The sequence below is a fragment of the Pseudomonas sp. MWU12-2345 genome, from assembly GCF_023242385.1.
In the GTDB taxonomy this organism is placed as follows: Bacteria; Pseudomonadota; Gammaproteobacteria; order Pseudomonadales; family Pseudomonadaceae; genus Aquipseudomonas; species Aquipseudomonas gingeri_D.
The window spans coordinates 72,815-88,164 of the sequence record NZ_JALLJA010000009.1; the positions used below are offsets into that span (position 1 = coordinate 72,815).

14 protein-coding genes are annotated in these 15,350 nt (G+C 61.6%); 3 read left to right on the forward strand and 11 right to left on the reverse strand.

Annotation, left to right across the window (positions count from 1 at the left end):
• The first annotated feature begins 57 nt into the window (after positions 1-57).
• Complete coding sequence (locus M5C71_RS18660) at positions 58-978, forward strand: LysR family transcriptional regulator (RefSeq protein WP_248768458.1); 921 nt, start codon at positions 58-60, stop codon at positions 976-978.
• Positions 979-984: 6 nt separating this feature from the next.
• Here M5C71_RS18660 and M5C71_RS18665 read toward each other — a convergent pair whose 3' ends face one another.
• Entirely contained in the window at positions 985-1,926 is a 942-nt protein-coding gene (locus tag M5C71_RS18665; protein ID WP_248768459.1) for a cupin, read from the reverse strand.
• Positions 1,927-2,170: 244 nt separating this feature from the next.
• On the opposite strand from M5C71_RS18665, the gene M5C71_RS18670 reads away from it, so the two are divergent.
• Positions 2,171-2,566 carry a DUF4280 domain-containing protein gene (locus tag M5C71_RS18670; RefSeq protein WP_103498584.1) on the forward strand — a complete coding sequence of 132 codons (396 nt, stop codon included), beginning with the start codon at positions 2,171-2,173 and terminating at the stop codon, positions 2,564-2,566.
• A 3-nt stretch (positions 2,567-2,569) separates the two neighbouring features.
• Here M5C71_RS18670 and M5C71_RS18675 read toward each other — a convergent pair whose 3' ends face one another.
• The 10 genes from M5C71_RS18675 to tssB all read right to left on the reverse strand — a co-directional run bounded on the left by M5C71_RS18675 (position 2,570) and on the right by tssB (position 14,658).
• Positions 2,570-3,115 carry a toxin-antitoxin system YwqK family antitoxin gene (locus M5C71_RS18675; RefSeq protein ID WP_103498583.1) on the reverse strand — a complete coding sequence of 182 codons (546 nt, stop codon included), beginning with the start codon at positions 3,113-3,115 and terminating at the stop codon, positions 2,570-2,572.
• A gap of 9 nt (positions 3,116-3,124) precedes the next feature.
• On the reverse strand, positions 3,125-5,134 hold the full coding sequence (gene tssI, locus M5C71_RS18680; protein WP_248768460.1) for a type VI secretion system tip protein TssI/VgrG: 2,010 nt from the start codon (positions 5,132-5,134) through the stop codon (positions 3,125-3,127).
• Positions 5,135-5,221: 87 nt separating this feature from the next.
• Positions 5,222-6,181: a hypothetical protein gene (locus tag M5C71_RS18685; RefSeq protein ID WP_103498581.1), complete on the reverse strand. Its 960-nt coding sequence runs from the start codon at positions 6,179-6,181 to the stop codon at positions 5,222-5,224.
• Positions 6,182-6,233: 52 nt separating this feature from the next.
• Positions 6,234-8,789, reverse strand: coding sequence for a type VI secretion system ATPase TssH (tssH, locus tag M5C71_RS18690; protein WP_103498580.1), 2,556 nt, complete (start codon positions 8,787-8,789; stop codon positions 6,234-6,236).
• A 2-nt stretch (positions 8,790-8,791) separates the two neighbouring features.
• A complete protein-coding gene (tssG, locus tag M5C71_RS18695; RefSeq protein ID WP_103498579.1) occupies positions 8,792-9,811 on the reverse strand; it encodes a type VI secretion system baseplate subunit TssG in 1,020 nt (339 codons plus the stop codon).
• The gene (tssF, locus tag M5C71_RS18700) at positions 9,775-11,568 is read right to left on the reverse strand and encodes a type VI secretion system baseplate subunit TssF (RefSeq protein WP_248768461.1); all 1,794 of its coding nucleotides are present in this window, start codon (positions 11,566-11,568) and stop codon (positions 9,775-9,777) included. The genes tssG and tssF overlap by 37 nt, the downstream gene beginning before the upstream one ends.
• Positions 11,552-12,001: a type VI secretion system baseplate subunit TssE gene (tssE, locus tag M5C71_RS18705; protein ID WP_103498577.1), complete on the reverse strand. Its 450-nt coding sequence runs from the start codon at positions 11,999-12,001 to the stop codon at positions 11,552-11,554. Before tssE ends, tssF begins: the two co-directional genes overlap by 17 nt.
• 15 nt (positions 12,002-12,016) lie before the next feature.
• Positions 12,017-12,514 carry an Hcp family type VI secretion system effector gene (locus tag M5C71_RS18710; RefSeq protein ID WP_103498576.1) on the reverse strand — a complete coding sequence of 166 codons (498 nt, stop codon included), beginning with the start codon at positions 12,512-12,514 and terminating at the stop codon, positions 12,017-12,019.
• 76 nt (positions 12,515-12,590) lie between these two features.
• Positions 12,591-14,078 carry a type VI secretion system contractile sheath large subunit gene (gene tssC, locus M5C71_RS18715; RefSeq protein ID WP_103498575.1) on the reverse strand — a complete coding sequence of 496 codons (1,488 nt, stop codon included), beginning with the start codon at positions 14,076-14,078 and terminating at the stop codon, positions 12,591-12,593.
• Between the two features lie 28 nt (positions 14,079-14,106).
• On the reverse strand, positions 14,107-14,658 hold the full coding sequence (tssB, locus tag M5C71_RS18720; protein ID WP_103498574.1) for a type VI secretion system contractile sheath small subunit: 552 nt from the start codon (positions 14,656-14,658) through the stop codon (positions 14,107-14,109).
• Between the two features lie 251 nt (positions 14,659-14,909).
• Between tssB and M5C71_RS18725 the strand changes: the two genes are divergently transcribed.
• Positions 14,910-15,335 carry a type VI secretion protein gene (locus M5C71_RS18725; protein ID WP_103498586.1) on the forward strand — a complete coding sequence of 142 codons (426 nt, stop codon included), beginning with the start codon at positions 14,910-14,912 and terminating at the stop codon, positions 15,333-15,335.
• Positions 15,336-15,350 lie beyond the last annotated feature (15 nt).

Consider the following 15,350-nt stretch of genomic DNA (forward strand, 5'->3'; position numbering starts at 1 on the left):
ATCTATCCAGGTGTTTCGCTGGCTCACGCATTGAGCCGCACCCGAGTGGATACCCGCATGGACTATTTCGCTGCTCTCACGGCCTTTGTCGAGGCCGCCCAGGCCAACAATTTTTCCCGGGCGGCCGAGAAGCTTTCGATCAAGGCCTCGACCGTCTCGCGTTATATCAAGGACCTGGAGCAGGACCTGGGCATCGCCCTGTTCAATCGTTCCACCCGTACCCTGCGCCTGACCGAGGGCGGCGAAACCTTTCTGCATCACGCCTTGCGGGTACTCGCCGAACTGGATCAGGCCAGGGCCGCGACCTCGGCCCTCAACCAGCAACCCCGGGGGCTGCTCAAGCTCAACCTGCCACCGGCCTTTGCCCGGCATCATGTGTTGCCGCTGCTGGGCGACTTTGCCGAGTGCTTTCCGCAAATCCGCCTGGAGCTGACCCTGGAAGACAGTCACGTCAACCTGATCAGTGCCGGTGTCGACCTGGCCCTGCGGGTCGGAGTGCTGCCGGACTCGTCGCTCAAGGCGCGCAAGCTGGCGGCCGAGCACACGCTGCTGTGCGTCAGCCCCGAGTACGCCCGGCAGCATTCGCCGCCACGCTCGCCGCAAGCGCTGGCGGAGTGTGCTGCGATACTGAATGGCAACCTGCCTGACGAGGTGTTTTTCGTTGCGCGGCAGTCCCCCGGTGCCCAGGCCGAGCGCGTTGCAATCAAGGGCCATCTGCGGATCAACGATCTGGATGCGCAACTGCTGGCGGTGCGCCAGGGGTTGGGCATGGCGTTGTTGCCGGACTGGCTGGTGGCCGATCTGCTCAGGCGAGGCGAACTGGTGCACTGGCTGCCCGATTGGCAGGCCCAGGCCACACAGATCGCCGCATCACTCTGGTTTGTCTATCCGCCCAAGCGCACCGTCTCGTCGAAGGTGCGCAGTTTTATCGACTTCATGCTCGAACGTATCGGCACGCCACCTTATTGGCAGCCCTGATTCAGCTCAACTGAAGCGAATGTCCAGGGCGCGCAGGTAGGTCTGCAGGCCGGCATCCTGGATCGGAATCAGGAAGGCTTCGCGGTCCGACTCGTTGTAGTGCGCATGCCAATAGCCCGGCGGCGTCACGAACGCCAGTCCGGGCGCCCAGTCGACCCGGGTCGGGTTGCGGATCTGGCCGTGTTCATCGACCTCGGTGCCGACCAGGCTGTAGCAGCCGGGCGGGCAGTCGATGATGAAGTCCAGGGCGATCGACTGGTGACGATGGGGTTTCTGCACCGAGCCCGGCGGCAGGATGCCGTACATCGCCCAGAGCACATGGGTCACGGTGCGAGTCTGGGGGAAGTGCCGATTGCCCAGCAGGATGCTGATCCGGCTGCGGTCCTGGGCGCGTGGGTCGTCGGCGGCTTCGCGCAGCTTGGCATTGGCGGTCTGCGCCGGGTACAGGGTGGCACTGAAGCGGTCCTGCTGGCTGCTGACACCGAGGTAACGCAGCAGCGGTTCGTCGTGCACGTAGTAGAAGCGGCTGTCCTCGCCGGCGGCCAGTTCGACCGCCTGGCGGCCGGGCAGGGCGATAAAGCAGCCCTTGTCCCACTCGAAGCGGGCCTCGCCCTGTACCAGGCGGCCATGCCCGGCAATCACATAAAGCACCTGGGACGTGGCGTTGGGTTGCAGTGTCAGCGAATCGCCGGCATTCAAGCGGATAAAGTTCGCGCACAGCCCGGGACCGGTGGCCGGGCCTTCGCAGCCGAGGGCCTCGCTCAGGTCCAATGGCACCAGCCGCGACGGCCCGCTGTTGTAGAGCGAGGCGGGAAAGTCCTGATAGGGGATGCGCGAGATCAATCCGGCGCTGATCGGGTTGGCGGCCTTGCTGTACTCGAAGTACTCGGCGTCCTGTTCGCAGGCGGGCAGTTCGGTGCTGGCGATCATCGGCTGTTGAAGGTTCATGCTCGGGCCTCTCGACGTTGTGGTTATGGGGCGCAGAGCACTCACTATACGAAGCGCATCGCCGTGGGTTAAAGCCTCAACGGGAATAGCAGTTATGCGCAAAAAGGCAGCGGGGCGATGCCGCCGCCCTGCAAGCTCGTCCGTCGCCTCTACAGGGCGAACGCCGCCCGTGACGTTGACGTGATTGTGGCGATTGTGGTCTACGCTGGCAGTGTCGCGCAGCCAACAGTAAAAGGAGATCCCCATGGGCAGTCCCCAGGTGTGCAGCGGCGCCACCCTGCAATGCAGCTTTGGCGCCGCGCCCGGCATGCTGAACGTGCTGCCGATCAACCGGGCCCTGACCAGCAGCATGCCCGCCGCCAATATCATGGATTACATCCCGCTGGTGAATATCGGCACTTTTGCCGTGTGCCAGAGCATCGCCAATCCGATGGTGGCCGCCGCGACCGCCGCCGCCCTTGGCGTCCTGACACCCATGCCGTGTATCCCGGCCACCGCCGCGCCCTGGATTCCCGGCGGCCCGCCGACCCTGCTGCTGGGCAATATGCCAGCCCTGGACGCCAACAGCTGCGTGATGTGCATGTGGGGCGGGGTGATCAAGATCGTCGTGCCTGGCCAGGTGCAGATGCTGATTCCCTGAGGCTCAGGCTTCCTCCGGACCTTCACGCCGCAACCACCACCAGCGCCAGCGCGAGATCGGTTTGCCCTCGGCATCCAGGGGGCGGCCATCCTCGGCATAGGGCTGTCCAGCATCGAGCAACTGGCCATTGAGATAACGGCTGCTCAGGGCGATTTGTCCGTTCTGATGAAAGCGCTGGTACAGGCCGTCGCGCACGCCGTCGCGGTTGTGCTCGACGTCCGCCACGCTGCCATCGGCAAAGTAGTTGGTCGCCTCGCCATGCAGCAGCCCGTTGCGATAACCCGCCTTGCGCTGCAAGCCGCCTTCCGGGCTGAAGAAACTGGCAATGCCGTGGGTTTTTCCGGCCACATAGGGCACCTGCGCCGAGACCTTGCCGTTGGGGTGATAGAGCGTCGACAACCCTTGCAACTTGCCCTGGCTGTAGCTCAGGTTGGCTTGGGGACGCCCGGACTCCTCGATCTTCAGCGGACCTTCGAGCTGATCGTCCAGAAGGCGCCCGGTGAGATGGCTGTCGCCGCGTATCAGATCCAGTTTGGTCGACTCACTCATGTGCGCTCCTCAATTGACCTTCACCAGGCCGCCCTTGATGGTCAGCATGCCGCCGCCGTCCACGGTCTGCTCGGCGCCACCCTTGTTCATCAGGCTGACGCCGGCATCATTGGTCAGGGTGGTCCCGGCCTTGTTCTCCAGCGACGTGCCGGCCTGGTTGCTCAGGGAGGTGCCGGCCTTCTGGCTGATGGAAGTCGCGGCCTGGGCTGCCAGGTCGGCATCGCTCTTGATGGCGAAACTGCCGCCGCTCTGCAGGGTCAGGGTGCCGGTCACCTTGATTGTCAGGTTGCCGTCTACGGTCAGGTTGTAGTTGCCGGTGACCTTGTGCTCGTAATTGCCGCCGGTGCTATGGGTCTGGTCGGTACCGACCTTCACCGTGCGGCTGTCCTTGACATCGAGAGTATCGCTGCCGGTCTGGATGGTAACGCTGCGCTTGCCCTTTTCCAGGGTCACGGTTTCGTCGCCCTCCTTTACCGTGCGGGTACGGGCGTTCTGTACGGTGAGGGTTTCATCGTGGCCGACGGTGGCGGTGGTGTCGTTGAGCACATTGATCTTGAAGTCCTTCTGCGCCTGTAAGAACACCTCCTCGGCATCCTTCTTGTCCTCGAAGCGCAGCTCGTTGAAGCCGCCACCGCCCTTGGATGATTGGGTCTTGATCCCGGACTGGGTCTGGTTGGCCGGCAGCGCGTAGGGCAGGGCATTGTCGCCGTTGTAGACACAGCCGGTGACCAGCGGCCGGTCCGGGTCACCGTCGATAAAGGTGACGATCACTTCCTGGCCGATCCGCGGCACGAACTGCATGCCGAAGCCCTTGCCACTCCAGGGCAGCACCACGCGGACCCAGCAGGAGCTGGTCTCATCGTTCTTGCCGTCGCGGTCCCAGGGAAACTGCAGCTTGATCCGACCGTATTCGTCGGTCCAGATTTCTTCGCCGGACTTGCCCACCACCAAGGCGGTTTGTGTGTGCATGCGCGGTTTTGGCGTGTCGCGCATCGGGCGAAAGGGCGTGGCCTTGGGAATCGCCTCGAAGCGATTGCGGTAGTGCTCGTGATTGGCTTCGTGGGTCACCGAGGTCACCAGCCAATCGATATTCAAGCGGGTGTCGTCATGACCGGTGAGGGTGAACCAGTGCCCTGGCACCAGCCAGCGACAATCGCTTTCGCCGACAAAGCGTTTTTCCTGGCTGCGCAGGGCGTCCACCCGCTGCTTGGTCAGGGTATCGCCTCGCGCCTTGGCCGTGTAGCCGCCGGGATGTTCATAGACCGAGCGCGGCCCGGCAACGGCTTCGGCCTGGCCGTAGAGCGAGGTAGTGGGGGTGGTGAACGCGTAGTCGGTGGTCTTGTAGGTCCCGGAGACGGCTTGTAGGCAGAGTTGCCCGGAGCGGATACCGTGCAGTTCTCGTTCGCCCATTCTTTGACCTAGATAGGGCACTTTCGGGCCGTTTGGAATCGGCGGGAAGGCGTCATTGCTGTCTGCCAGCACCAGCGTGTGCTTACCGTCCTCGTGGGTGAAAAACCAGAAGATGCCTTCTTCTTCCAGCAGGCGCGAGACAAAGGCGAAGTCGCTCTCGCCGTACTGGATGCAGTATTCACGGGGGGTGTAGCTGCCGCTCAGCGAGAGTTTGAAATCGCTGAAGGCGTGGGCCTTGAAGATCGTGGTGACGATATCCGAGGTGCTGAGATTCTGGAACACGCGGTTGTTGCTGGCCAGGGTCAGCCACCAGAGCCAGGGCCGCAGCACCAACTGGTAGCGCTCGGCGCTGGCATCGGCGGGAAGCTGGCGGATTTCGGCGACCAGGGCGTCGAGGGGACGCAGTTGGACATCATTGTGGAAGGTGCTGGTAACGTGGGTGGCGATGGCGGTGGACAGGGTGAGGGGGGGGCCGTCGTTGAGGCCGAGCAGGTTGTGCTGGCCGAGCAGGTTAAGTGCCTCCTCACCGGAAATGGACTCAGGGTAAAGTGCGGCTAATGATGTGGCCGTCAGGGATAGACTGGTGTTGGCATCGATGGTGCGTGGCATCGAGTGACCTCAGTGGAATGACAGAACGGTGTTGCCAGTGCATTTAACGCTGTCCAGCGTTCTCTCTTCTTGGACTGAGTGAAAGGCTTAAGCGACTATGAGTCCTTTGTTTATATATATCCTGACCCCGTCCAATGGTGCGTTTCCGACGGTCATTGCTTCAAGCAGTTTTTCCCATTGCTTGGCGCTTAAAAATGAATATTGCTTGCTCTCTTCGATGTCAAATTCCGTGTATCCGGCGATCAGGTTGTCTCCGGAAAGTAGTTCGGCGCGTCTTACGTAGTGGTCGGCAATGGATTTTTGATATCCTTTGGAGTTTGGGTAGTCGGCGACGCAATAGTAGACGTAATCAGGGGCCGAGAAGGGAACGAATTGAGTGGCCTGTGTGCATTGCCACTTTCCCATCTGAGTTTTGCTCCGTATAACAATGTCGGTGATCAGAGCGTTCGCAAGAGTTCTTTCTTTACGGGTTTTGGCAAGCCATTTGTTTAAGGCTTTGAAAAAGCCAGCCGTATTCAGATCCCTGACCTCATCGTTAAACGTACGAGCATCGGTTGGAAGTAGGAACGAACTGACAACGACCGTGTGGTCCGCATTGTAACGTTGCGTGGCTCGTTGTTGGGCTACCTCGGTTGTCTTTGCAACATGTCTTTGAGAAAAGCGCTCGCTGAGATATGGGTAGGTGGCATCTGCCTTTGGGGCTTCGAAGCTGATGACTGTGGCGGCTTGCGGCTGAATAACTTCAAATAACACAATGACCGCCATAAGCTTCTGGACCTTGGAGGCGGGAGCGGGGGGAGTACCTACACCTACGTGCATTAGGAAATTTACCCCGGCAGTTGTTGGCAAGGCTCCGAGGGTTGTTATGTTGGTGTGGGGCGGGATGACAACCAATATGTCCTTGATTTGCCCTTCTGCCTCAATGATTTTTTGATTGAGCAGTTTTTGTTTTTTTGAATAGTAATCATCTTTCGCTACAGATTTTAGATAGGTAATGTCTACCCGCTGTGCGACGAGGTTGTTGGATATTTTATTCAATAATGTCATTTGTCGTCTCCGTCTTGTTTCTGTGAGCTGATCGGCTGGTAGAGGGGCGATTTTATCCGAGTGCCCATTCAGCAAGCTTTCCAGTCACCTGTGTCATCAATACATTTTCGATGTCCCTGGCACCTGCTACGCTGCATTTGGCGAGCACCGCTTTAACGATTCCGGCATCGAACTCGAATGGTTTTCCGGTTGCCGCCTTGTACCGCTCACGCAACTTTTCTAACTTCGCCAGAACAATCCCTTCCAATGTCACCTCATCCAGTGCTCGATAAGGCACCACCGTCATCCGCGCCAGAAACGCCGGTCTGAAGGCTTGTAGCAACACCTTGCGCAGATGCTCGTTAAAAACATCGGTGCTCAATTGCGAGACGGGTGTGTCAAGAATCAACTCCGCGCCGACATTGCTGGTCGCCAGCATCACGGTGTTCTTGAAGTCCACCACCAAACCGGTGCCGTCCTCCATCACGCCCTTGTCGAACACGTTGTAGAACGCCTCCAGCACATCCGGGTGGGCCTTTTCGATTTCATCCAGCAACACCACCGAATACGGCTTGCGCCGTACCGCTTCGGTCAGCACGCCGCCACTGCCATAGCCGACGTAGCCAGGCGGGGCGCCTTTGAGTTGGCTGACGGTATGGGCTTCCTGGTATTCCGAGAGGTTGATGCTGATCAGGTTGCGTTCGCCGCCATACAGGGCATCGGCCAGGGCATAGGCGGTTTCGGTTTTGCCGACGCCCGTGGGGCCGAGCAGCAGGAACACGCCGACCGGTTTTTGCGGGTCGGTCAACCCGGCACGATAGGCTTGCAAGCGTTGGGCGATGGTCCCCAGCGCCGTGGTCTGGCCCATCACCCGCAGGCCCATGCGCTGGCCGAGGGTACGCACGGCATGGGCTTCGTCGGCGAGCATCTTGCCCACTGGAATCCCGGTCCAGCCGGCGATCACCGCAGCCACGGTTTTTGAATCGACCTGTTCCGGTACCAGCGGATCATCCTGGCGAATGGCATCGAGCCCGGCCTCCAGTCGAACCAACTCGGCGGCCAGGGTGTCGATGCGGCCATCGGTGTCTTCATCGGACTTGCCGCTCTCCACACGGTCGCTCAACATCAGCAGCTCACGGCGTTTTTCCAACAGTTCACGCACCGCCTCGCGCTCTTCGCCCCATCGGGTTTCCAGTTCGCGTATGGCTTGCAGATTGCCGATGGATTCACTCTCCAGCGCGGTGATGCGCTCACGATGATCCAGCCCGGTGGCCTGTTCACGGCGCAGGCGGTCGACTTCTTCCTTCAGGCTCTGCTGACGATGACGCAGGCTTTCCAGCGGCGGCGGTACATCGTGCTGGCCGAGGGCGACCCGGGCGCAGGCGGTGTCGAGAATGCTAATGGCCTTGTCCGGCAACTGTCGCCCGGAGATATAACGGTGGGACAGCTTCACCGCATCATGAATCGCCGCATCCAGCACCTGCACGCCATGGTGCTGTTCCAGCTTGGCGGCCACGCCCCGGAGCATTTCCACGGCGGTGGTTTCGTCCGGTTCTTCCACCTGCACCAGCTGGAAACGCCGGGCCAGGGCCGGGTCTTTCTCGAAGTATTTCTTGTATTCCATCCAGGTGGTGGCAGCCAGGGTGCGCAATTCGCCCCGGGCCAGCGCCGGCTTGAGCAGGTTGGCCGCGTCGCTGCCGCCTTCCGCGCCGCCCGCGCCGATCAGGGTATGGGCCTCGTCGATGAACAGGATGATCGGTTTGTCGGCACTGCGCACCGCGTCGATCACGCCCTTGAGACGCTGCTCGAATTCGCCCTTGACTCCGGCCCCGGCCTGCAACAAACCCAGGTCCAGTACCCGCAGGCTGACTTCCTGCAACGATGGAGGTACATCCCCGGCGGCAATCCGCAGGGCCAGTCCTTCGACCACCGCCGTCTTGCCGACACCCGGCGCGCCCACCAGAATCGGGTTGTTCTGCCGACGACGCAGCAGAATATCGATGCACTGGCGGATCTCCCCATCACGGCCAACGATGGGATCGATGCGTCCGGCATGGGCATCGGCGGTCAGGTCCTGGGTGTATTGGTCCAGAACCGAGTCCTGCGCTGTGTTTCGGGCAGCGGGTTTTTCCAGCGTCGTCGCCGAGCGTTTCGGCCCGGTATGTTCGCGGGAGTTTTCCGTCCACTCCAGCAAATGGCTGCGCAATGCATCCCGAGGAATCTTCAGCAGCGACGAAGCACTATTGAGTAGCAGGCTGCGTCGCTCATCGCGGTCAAGCAGCGCCAGCAGCAGTAAACCGGAACGAATGCTCTCGAGCCCGAGCACGCTGGCCTGGACCACCGCATCCTCCAGCAAGCCGATGGTCTGTGCCGACAGTGATGGCGTGCGGGTGCTGCCGGACTTGAACAGTTCCAGCGCCTTGTTGATCTCCGCCGACAAGGCATCTCGCTCCAGCCCGAAACGCGGTAGCAACCAGGCAAAATCACCGCCTTCGATTTCCAGCAGCTCGAGCAACAGGTGCTCGATTTCCACATAGTGATGACCCCGTTGCAGGCAGCGCTGGGCGGCCTTTTCCAGGGCACGACGGTTGTCGGCGTTGAGGCGTCCGATCAGGCTGCCCAGTTCCATGTTCAAGCGATCTCCAGTTGGCGCAAACGGGTTTCGATCCGTTGTACATGGTCAGTGGGCTGCTGCTGCAGGCCGCCGTTCCAACTCAGTTGTGGCGGTGCGGCGCTGTCGAGGATCATCGGCGAGGCACCTCGTATCAGCAGGGCCAGCGTGCAATCCAGGTCGGGGCCGAAGTACAGGGCGGCGAGTGCGGCCAGGGCCGCATGGGCGCCGCCGTCCGGGAGAAAGCGCACGACCTGGCTGCCAGGCAGGGGACCGAGGGTCAGGCGAATGCCGGCATGTTCATCCCAGACCCGCGTTCCCGCCACGGCATCGCGGCCAAGCGTCAGATTGGGGCCACCGGCAAGCATGCAACTGCGACTGGCCTGGGGGATATCCCGCCAGGCGCCGATATAAGCCTCGACCGTTACCGGTATATTGAAATGCTGGCGTACCACTGCCGCAAACCCTGCCAATGAACGACGCCCGCCGGCAAACAGTGCAGTGCGCGCCAATACCGCGGCATCCGGCAGGGCCCCACGATCATGCAGGGCCTTGGGCAGTAATCCGCTCAGTGCGCGCAACTGGTTGTGTACCGGCGTCGCGGTGGGCGACGAAAAACCCACGGCGATCCGGTGTTTGCGCATCACCCGATACAGCAGGCTGATCAGCCGGTGCTGGAACAGGTTGAGGAATTCGGCGGGGGCGTGGTCCTTCTGCCTTGCTCGCTGTTGCAGCCATTCCTGATCGGCGTAAGGCAGCGGCCCATCGGGGCCGCCGAGGCCGAACACCGGCGTGGTCAGTACCGGTTGCTGGCCTTCGGTTTCCCTCAGGCTTTGCACTTCACTGCTGGGGAACAGCGGCGTCAGCGGTCCGCGCAGACGCACTGCCTCGGCTTGGGGCGCGGTGCCGGTGCCCAGCGGTACGGCCTGTGGATGTTCACATTCCAGCAGCAATAACGCCTGTAACAATTCGAAAGCCTGCGGGTCATCCCGCAGTTGCCGACTCAGAGGGACAGTGGCTGGCCGGGTTGGGGTTGCCATGTCTTGACCTCCTTGTCGGACTGGACCAGCACCGTTCGCACAAAGCGATTGGCGGTGGCATAGAGTGAAAAGAACTGTGCCAGCACTGCGGAAAACAGCACCGCGCTATTACCGACAAAGCGTTGCGGATCGAGTTGCACGCGTACTTCCAATCCATTGCGCCAGCCGCGCCAGGCATCCTCGCCGACATGGGCGACCACTCGCTCGCAGGTCAGCCCCAGCAAACCTTCGACCTGCCGGCGGGCATTCGCCTCGTCGCGCAGGTTGTGCAGTTCGAGGATTTCCTTGAGGGCGTCCAGCGCCTGGGGGCCTTCCACCAGCGACAGGTGATTGAGGGTCAGTTGCGACACCAGCTTCCAACGTGACTCACCGCCCAGATGCGGCAGGCTCTGCGGAGTTGGCGGGTTGCGCAGGCGCGCCCAGGCTACCGGTCCCGGGCGCTCGAAGCCCAGTGCCGTGCCGGCTCCGAGGCTTTGTGCCAGATGTCGGTTGGTGCACAGCAGTTCGGCGGTGACGCTGTAGTCCGGCGCCTCCTCGCGAGGCTTGAACTGGGTGTCCACCAGACTCAGCATCAGGTCGCTGCCCAGCCGATTGGGGGTCAGGCCGCTGATGCGCCGGGCATGCCAGTACAGGCGGCTTTCACCCAGCGCGTGCTGGCTGCCGTAGTAGGCCGGGACCTTCAGCACGCCATGCGGGGTCATGGCGCGCAGGCCTCGGATGCTGTGGATTTCGACACTGTTTTCCCGATGACTGTCGGCGATCAAACGGTGTTCGCTGCGGGTGCCGTCTGGGCGCAGGGGTTCGGAGGTGCGCGGGAACAGGTTGAGCACTGGACTGCAGCCCAGCACGATATCGCTGGCTTGCAGATGCAGGCGACTGCCGGGCGTGTGATCGAATACCAGGTACAGGTAGAGTATTTCGCTATCGTCCCGTCCCCCGCCGAAGGGCACGTCGAAGAAGCTGAATTTGTCCGGAAAGGCAAAGTATTCGGCCAGCAGGCGCAGGCCCGGATGGACGCCATCCTCTTCCGGCAGCAAGGCTTCGTTGTTGGCGAAACCGACGATCTGTGGCAAGCCGACGAGGGGGCGTGGCGGGGTGCCGGGTGGGCCAGCCAGTATCTGGGTGGTGTGGGCACCGAGCAGGTCATACAGCCGGGCGTTGACCACGGGCGAGGCGGCCAGGTGCAGGCGCAGCCGCTGTGCCTGCAACTCCGACCAGAGGGTTTTCCCCTGGCAGCGAAAGCTCAGGCGCAGGGCCGAGCGCGCCTGATTCACCCCGGTCAGGGCTTGGGTCTCATCGCTGTCGAGCAGCAGTACCTCGGTGATTTCCAGCGGCCACAGATTGACCTCGGCGGTACTGCGAAAATGGATGCTTTCACCCTTCTGGGTGGTGACAAACAGCGGCGTGTCCCGGGGCAGGCGATAACCGGCCGCCAGGTTGCCCTTGCTCGGGTCCGGCTGGAACTGGACGATGGCGCAGGAGGGCAGGGGCCGCACCGCCAGGGGATAGAGTTGCTCGAGCAGGGCGTCGCTGAATTCCGCGTAGTCATCGTCCAGCCGTCGTTGCAGGCGCGCGGCCAGCAGGGCGAAGCCTTCCAGCAGGCGCTCGACATGCGGGTCGGGGCATTCGCCGGGCGACAGTTCCAGGCGTCGGGCCACCTTGGGGTACTGCTGCGCGAAGATACCGCCGGCATGCCGCAGCCAGGTCAGTTCCCGCTGGTAGTAGTCAAGCAGTTCGGCGTCAATCGAGTCGCTCATGGCTGACCTCCAGGCCCTGGCGGGTTTTCTCGATGACAAAGGCCACCGGCCAATGTTGATGACCACTGCGCAGGGCGCCATGCAGGACAATATTCAACTGCTGGGGTTGACCTTCCACCGGCTGCACATCGACTGCATCCAGTGCCAGGCGGGGTTCGAAGTGCTCCACGGCCAGGCGGATTTCCCGGGCCAGCCTGCGGCGGTCATCGCTGCGCTGGCCCTGCAGCGCGGTCCAGTCGGCGATACCGTAGTCGAGAATGCTGGGCGGCGAGGTCATGGCCTCGCGCGCCCGGCGGGTGTTGAACAGCCGCAGCAATTCGCTGCGCACCGAGTCGACCAGGGCTTGACGGTCGTACGCCTCCACGAACGATGCCTGGTCTTCGTGGGAAGCCAGGCGCTCGAACAGGGGCGGAAGAATGCCGGTCGCTGACATGACCGCCCGGCTCCCTTACTTGACCAGCTTGTTGGCAGCCATGTCCCAGGTCGAGGCGGCGGTGCCTTCCTTGGTGCCGTCGTCTTTCTGGGCGGTGAGTTCCCATTTGATCTTGGTGAAGTTCAGCGAGATGGTTTCCACCGGTTTGCCGCCGGCGCCGCCACTGACACTGACGTTGGACAGCACCACGTTGGTCAGGGTGTAGATGATGAAGGGCAGCAACTGCCCGCTGCCCTCTGAGGCGTTACGGCCGATGGTGATCTTGGCTTCCGGGATAGGTTTGCCGGCGCAGCAGTATTCATTGAGCGACGGGGTCGAGGTGTCGACGAACTTGGTCAGGGTGAACTCGCCGATATGCGGCTTGCCCGAAGTCCGTTCCGAGTTGCTGACGTCGTTGGTCACTTGCATTGCCACATTGTGGCTGTAGGACATGATCTCGATCTTGTCCTTGTAACCCTCGAGCAGGCTGTCGCCTTTGATGTCGCCGCCGAGGTCGAGAATGATTGCATCCATCGCCTGAAACTCCAGAAAGTGTTCGCACTAGAAGGAAGGGAAAACCCCGCCGGCCAACGGGCCGGCGGGCACAGGCTCAGGCTGCAACCGGCGGTGGCAGGCTGGCGACCAGGCGGATCGAGGCGGTCAGTTCTTCCAGCTGGAAGTGCGGCCGCAGGAACACCGTGGCGCGGTATGCGCCGGGCTTTCCGGCGATTTCCGTCACGTCGACCCGGGCTTCGCGCAACGGGTATTGCGCCTTGATTTCCTGGGGCGCGTTGTCGTTGATCAGCACGTAGTCGGCGATCCAGTTGTTGAGGTAGGTCTGCACGTTGTCGCGGGTCATGAAGCTGCCGACCTTGTCGCGCATGATCACTTTCAGGTAGTGAGCGAAGCGCGACGCCGCCAGCACGTAGGGCAGCATCGCCGAGATCCGCGCGTTGGCATTGGCCTCATTGGTGTTGTACAGCCTGGACTTGTTGGTGGTCTGGCCGCCGAAGAACACCGCCACGTCGCTGTTCTTCTTGTGGCACAGGGCGATAAACCCGAGGTCGTTGAGCTCTTTTTCGCGACGGTCGGTGATCGCCACTTCGGTCGGGCACTTGAGCGACAGGTCGCCGGAACTGGTGCGGAAGGTATGAGCCGGCAGCCCTTCCACCGCGCCACCGCCTTCGGCGCCACGGATGGCCGCGCACCAACCGTACTTGGCGAACGCTTGGGTGATGCGCTGGGACAAGGCCCAGGCGGCATTGCCCCAGAGGTACTTGCTGTGGTCGGAGCCGTTTACATCTTCGACGTAGTTGATACCTTCCACTGGCTTGGTGTCCGGGCCGTAGGGCAGGCGCAGCAGGGTGTGCGGCAGCACCAGGGAGACATAACGCGAGTCTTCGCTTTCGCGGAAGGAGCGCCACTTGATCAGTTCCTGGCTCTCGAAGATTTTCGACAGATCACGGGGCACGGCCAGTTCGGTGAAGCTGGTCATGTCGAACAGTTTCGGGCTGGCGGCGGCGATGAACGGCGCGTGGGCCGCGGCGGCGACATTCGAGAGTTTCTCCAGCAGACCGATGTCCTGCGGATGGCGACCGAAGGTGTAGTCCCCCACCAGCAGGCTGTAGGGGTGCCCGCCCAGGGTGCCGTATTCGTCTTCATAGATCTTCTTGAACAGTGCGCTCTGATCAAAATCGACGGCTTTTTCCAGGTCGTTCTGCAGTTCCTTCTGGCTGACATTGAGCAACCGCAGCTTCAACCGTGAACTGGTCTCGGTGTTCTGCACCAGCATGTGCAGGCCGCGCCAGGAGGCTTCGAGGGCCTGCATGTCCGGGTGGTGATAGATTTCGTTGAGCTGGGCGCTGATCAGCTTGTCGATCTGGCTGATGCGATCGTTGATCATCGCCACGGTGTCTTTGTCGATCGCCATGTCCTTGTCGAGGACTTGGGTGGCGAACTCCGCGAGCATGTCACGGGCATATTCCTGCTGGCTGTCGTCGTGGGCCATGCGCCCATCGGCAATGATCTTGTCCAGCAGGGACAGGGTCTGGGTATTGCTCTCGCTGCTTGAACCTTCGGTACTGGCGGAACTGGGCATGACAAATCCTCCGAGAATGGATAGGCGATCAGGCTTGCGGTTCTTCGGCAGGGGCGGCGGTGTCCTTGTCTGCGGCTGGGGCATCCTGCACGCGGGCGGACGACTTGATCTCCTGCAAGCCTTCGGTGTTGGCGATCACGTCACGCAGCAGTCTGTCCAGGTCGTCGTTGCCGTCGAGTTTGGTCAGCAGGTCGCGCAGGCGCTGGCGAGCCTCGAACAGGCGGCGTAGCGGGACAACCTGCCCCACCACCTTGACCGGGTCGAAGTCATCGATATGGTTGAACTTGAGCTCGATATTGAGCTTGCTGTCGTCCGTGGCGAAGGTGTTCCTGACCTGTAGCACCGAGCGCGGGGCGATGGACGCGAGGACTTCGTTGAAGTTGTCGCGATCGATCTCGACGAAGCGGCGGTCGCTCAGTTTCGCCGGAGGTTTTTCTGGCTTGCCGGACAAATCGGCGAGGATGCCGACCACCAGGGGCAGTTCCTTTTTCTCGATGGCACCGCCCGTCTCTACGTCATAGGTAATCTGGACGCGCGGCGGACGAATCCGGTCGAGCTTGTGCTGGGTACTTTCGGCCATGTTGGCTGACTCCGATGCGTTGAGCGGGCGCAATGCATCGGTTACCCGTGATCGCTCCCTTGCTGAACCGTGAAGCCAGACAGGGGGGTGGAGAATGCGATCCTGTCAATCCTTCGACGGTCCCTCCAATTCGTCGTGCTGACGAACTACCCAAGACGCTAGAACAGGTCTATAAAAAAGCAAGGCAAACTGCCATTTGAGCTGCACGAAAAAAGGAAAATTCAATTTTGTGTAAGAAGATCCTTATCTGCATGGTGTTGTTGTTTCTGTCCGGGTGTTCATTTTTCGGACCCTCGGTCGGTGTGGCGAGCCTTACGCTGGACGTGGCGCCCCTGGCTAACGACAACACACCGATTGCCGTGGATTTCGTCGCGGTGAAGGATCCCGACCTCCTCAAGCAATTGGCCGGAGTGAGCGCCAAGCAGTGGTTCGGCGAGCGTGAGCAGTTCCAGCGCGACTATCGTCAGCAACTGAGCGTGTGGGGACTGGAACTGGTCCCCGGGCAGTTTGTTGCCAAGCAGGACTTTCCGTTGAGGGGCCAGAGTGCGGTTGGACTTTTGGTGTTCGCCAGCTATAACACTCCCGGTGCGCACCGGCTCAGGCTAGACGATCAGCATGATGCCTGGCTGAAGTTCGACAGTCGGGAGATGAGTCTGTTGAACCCAGCCGAGCGCTGATCAGCGCCGCTCAGG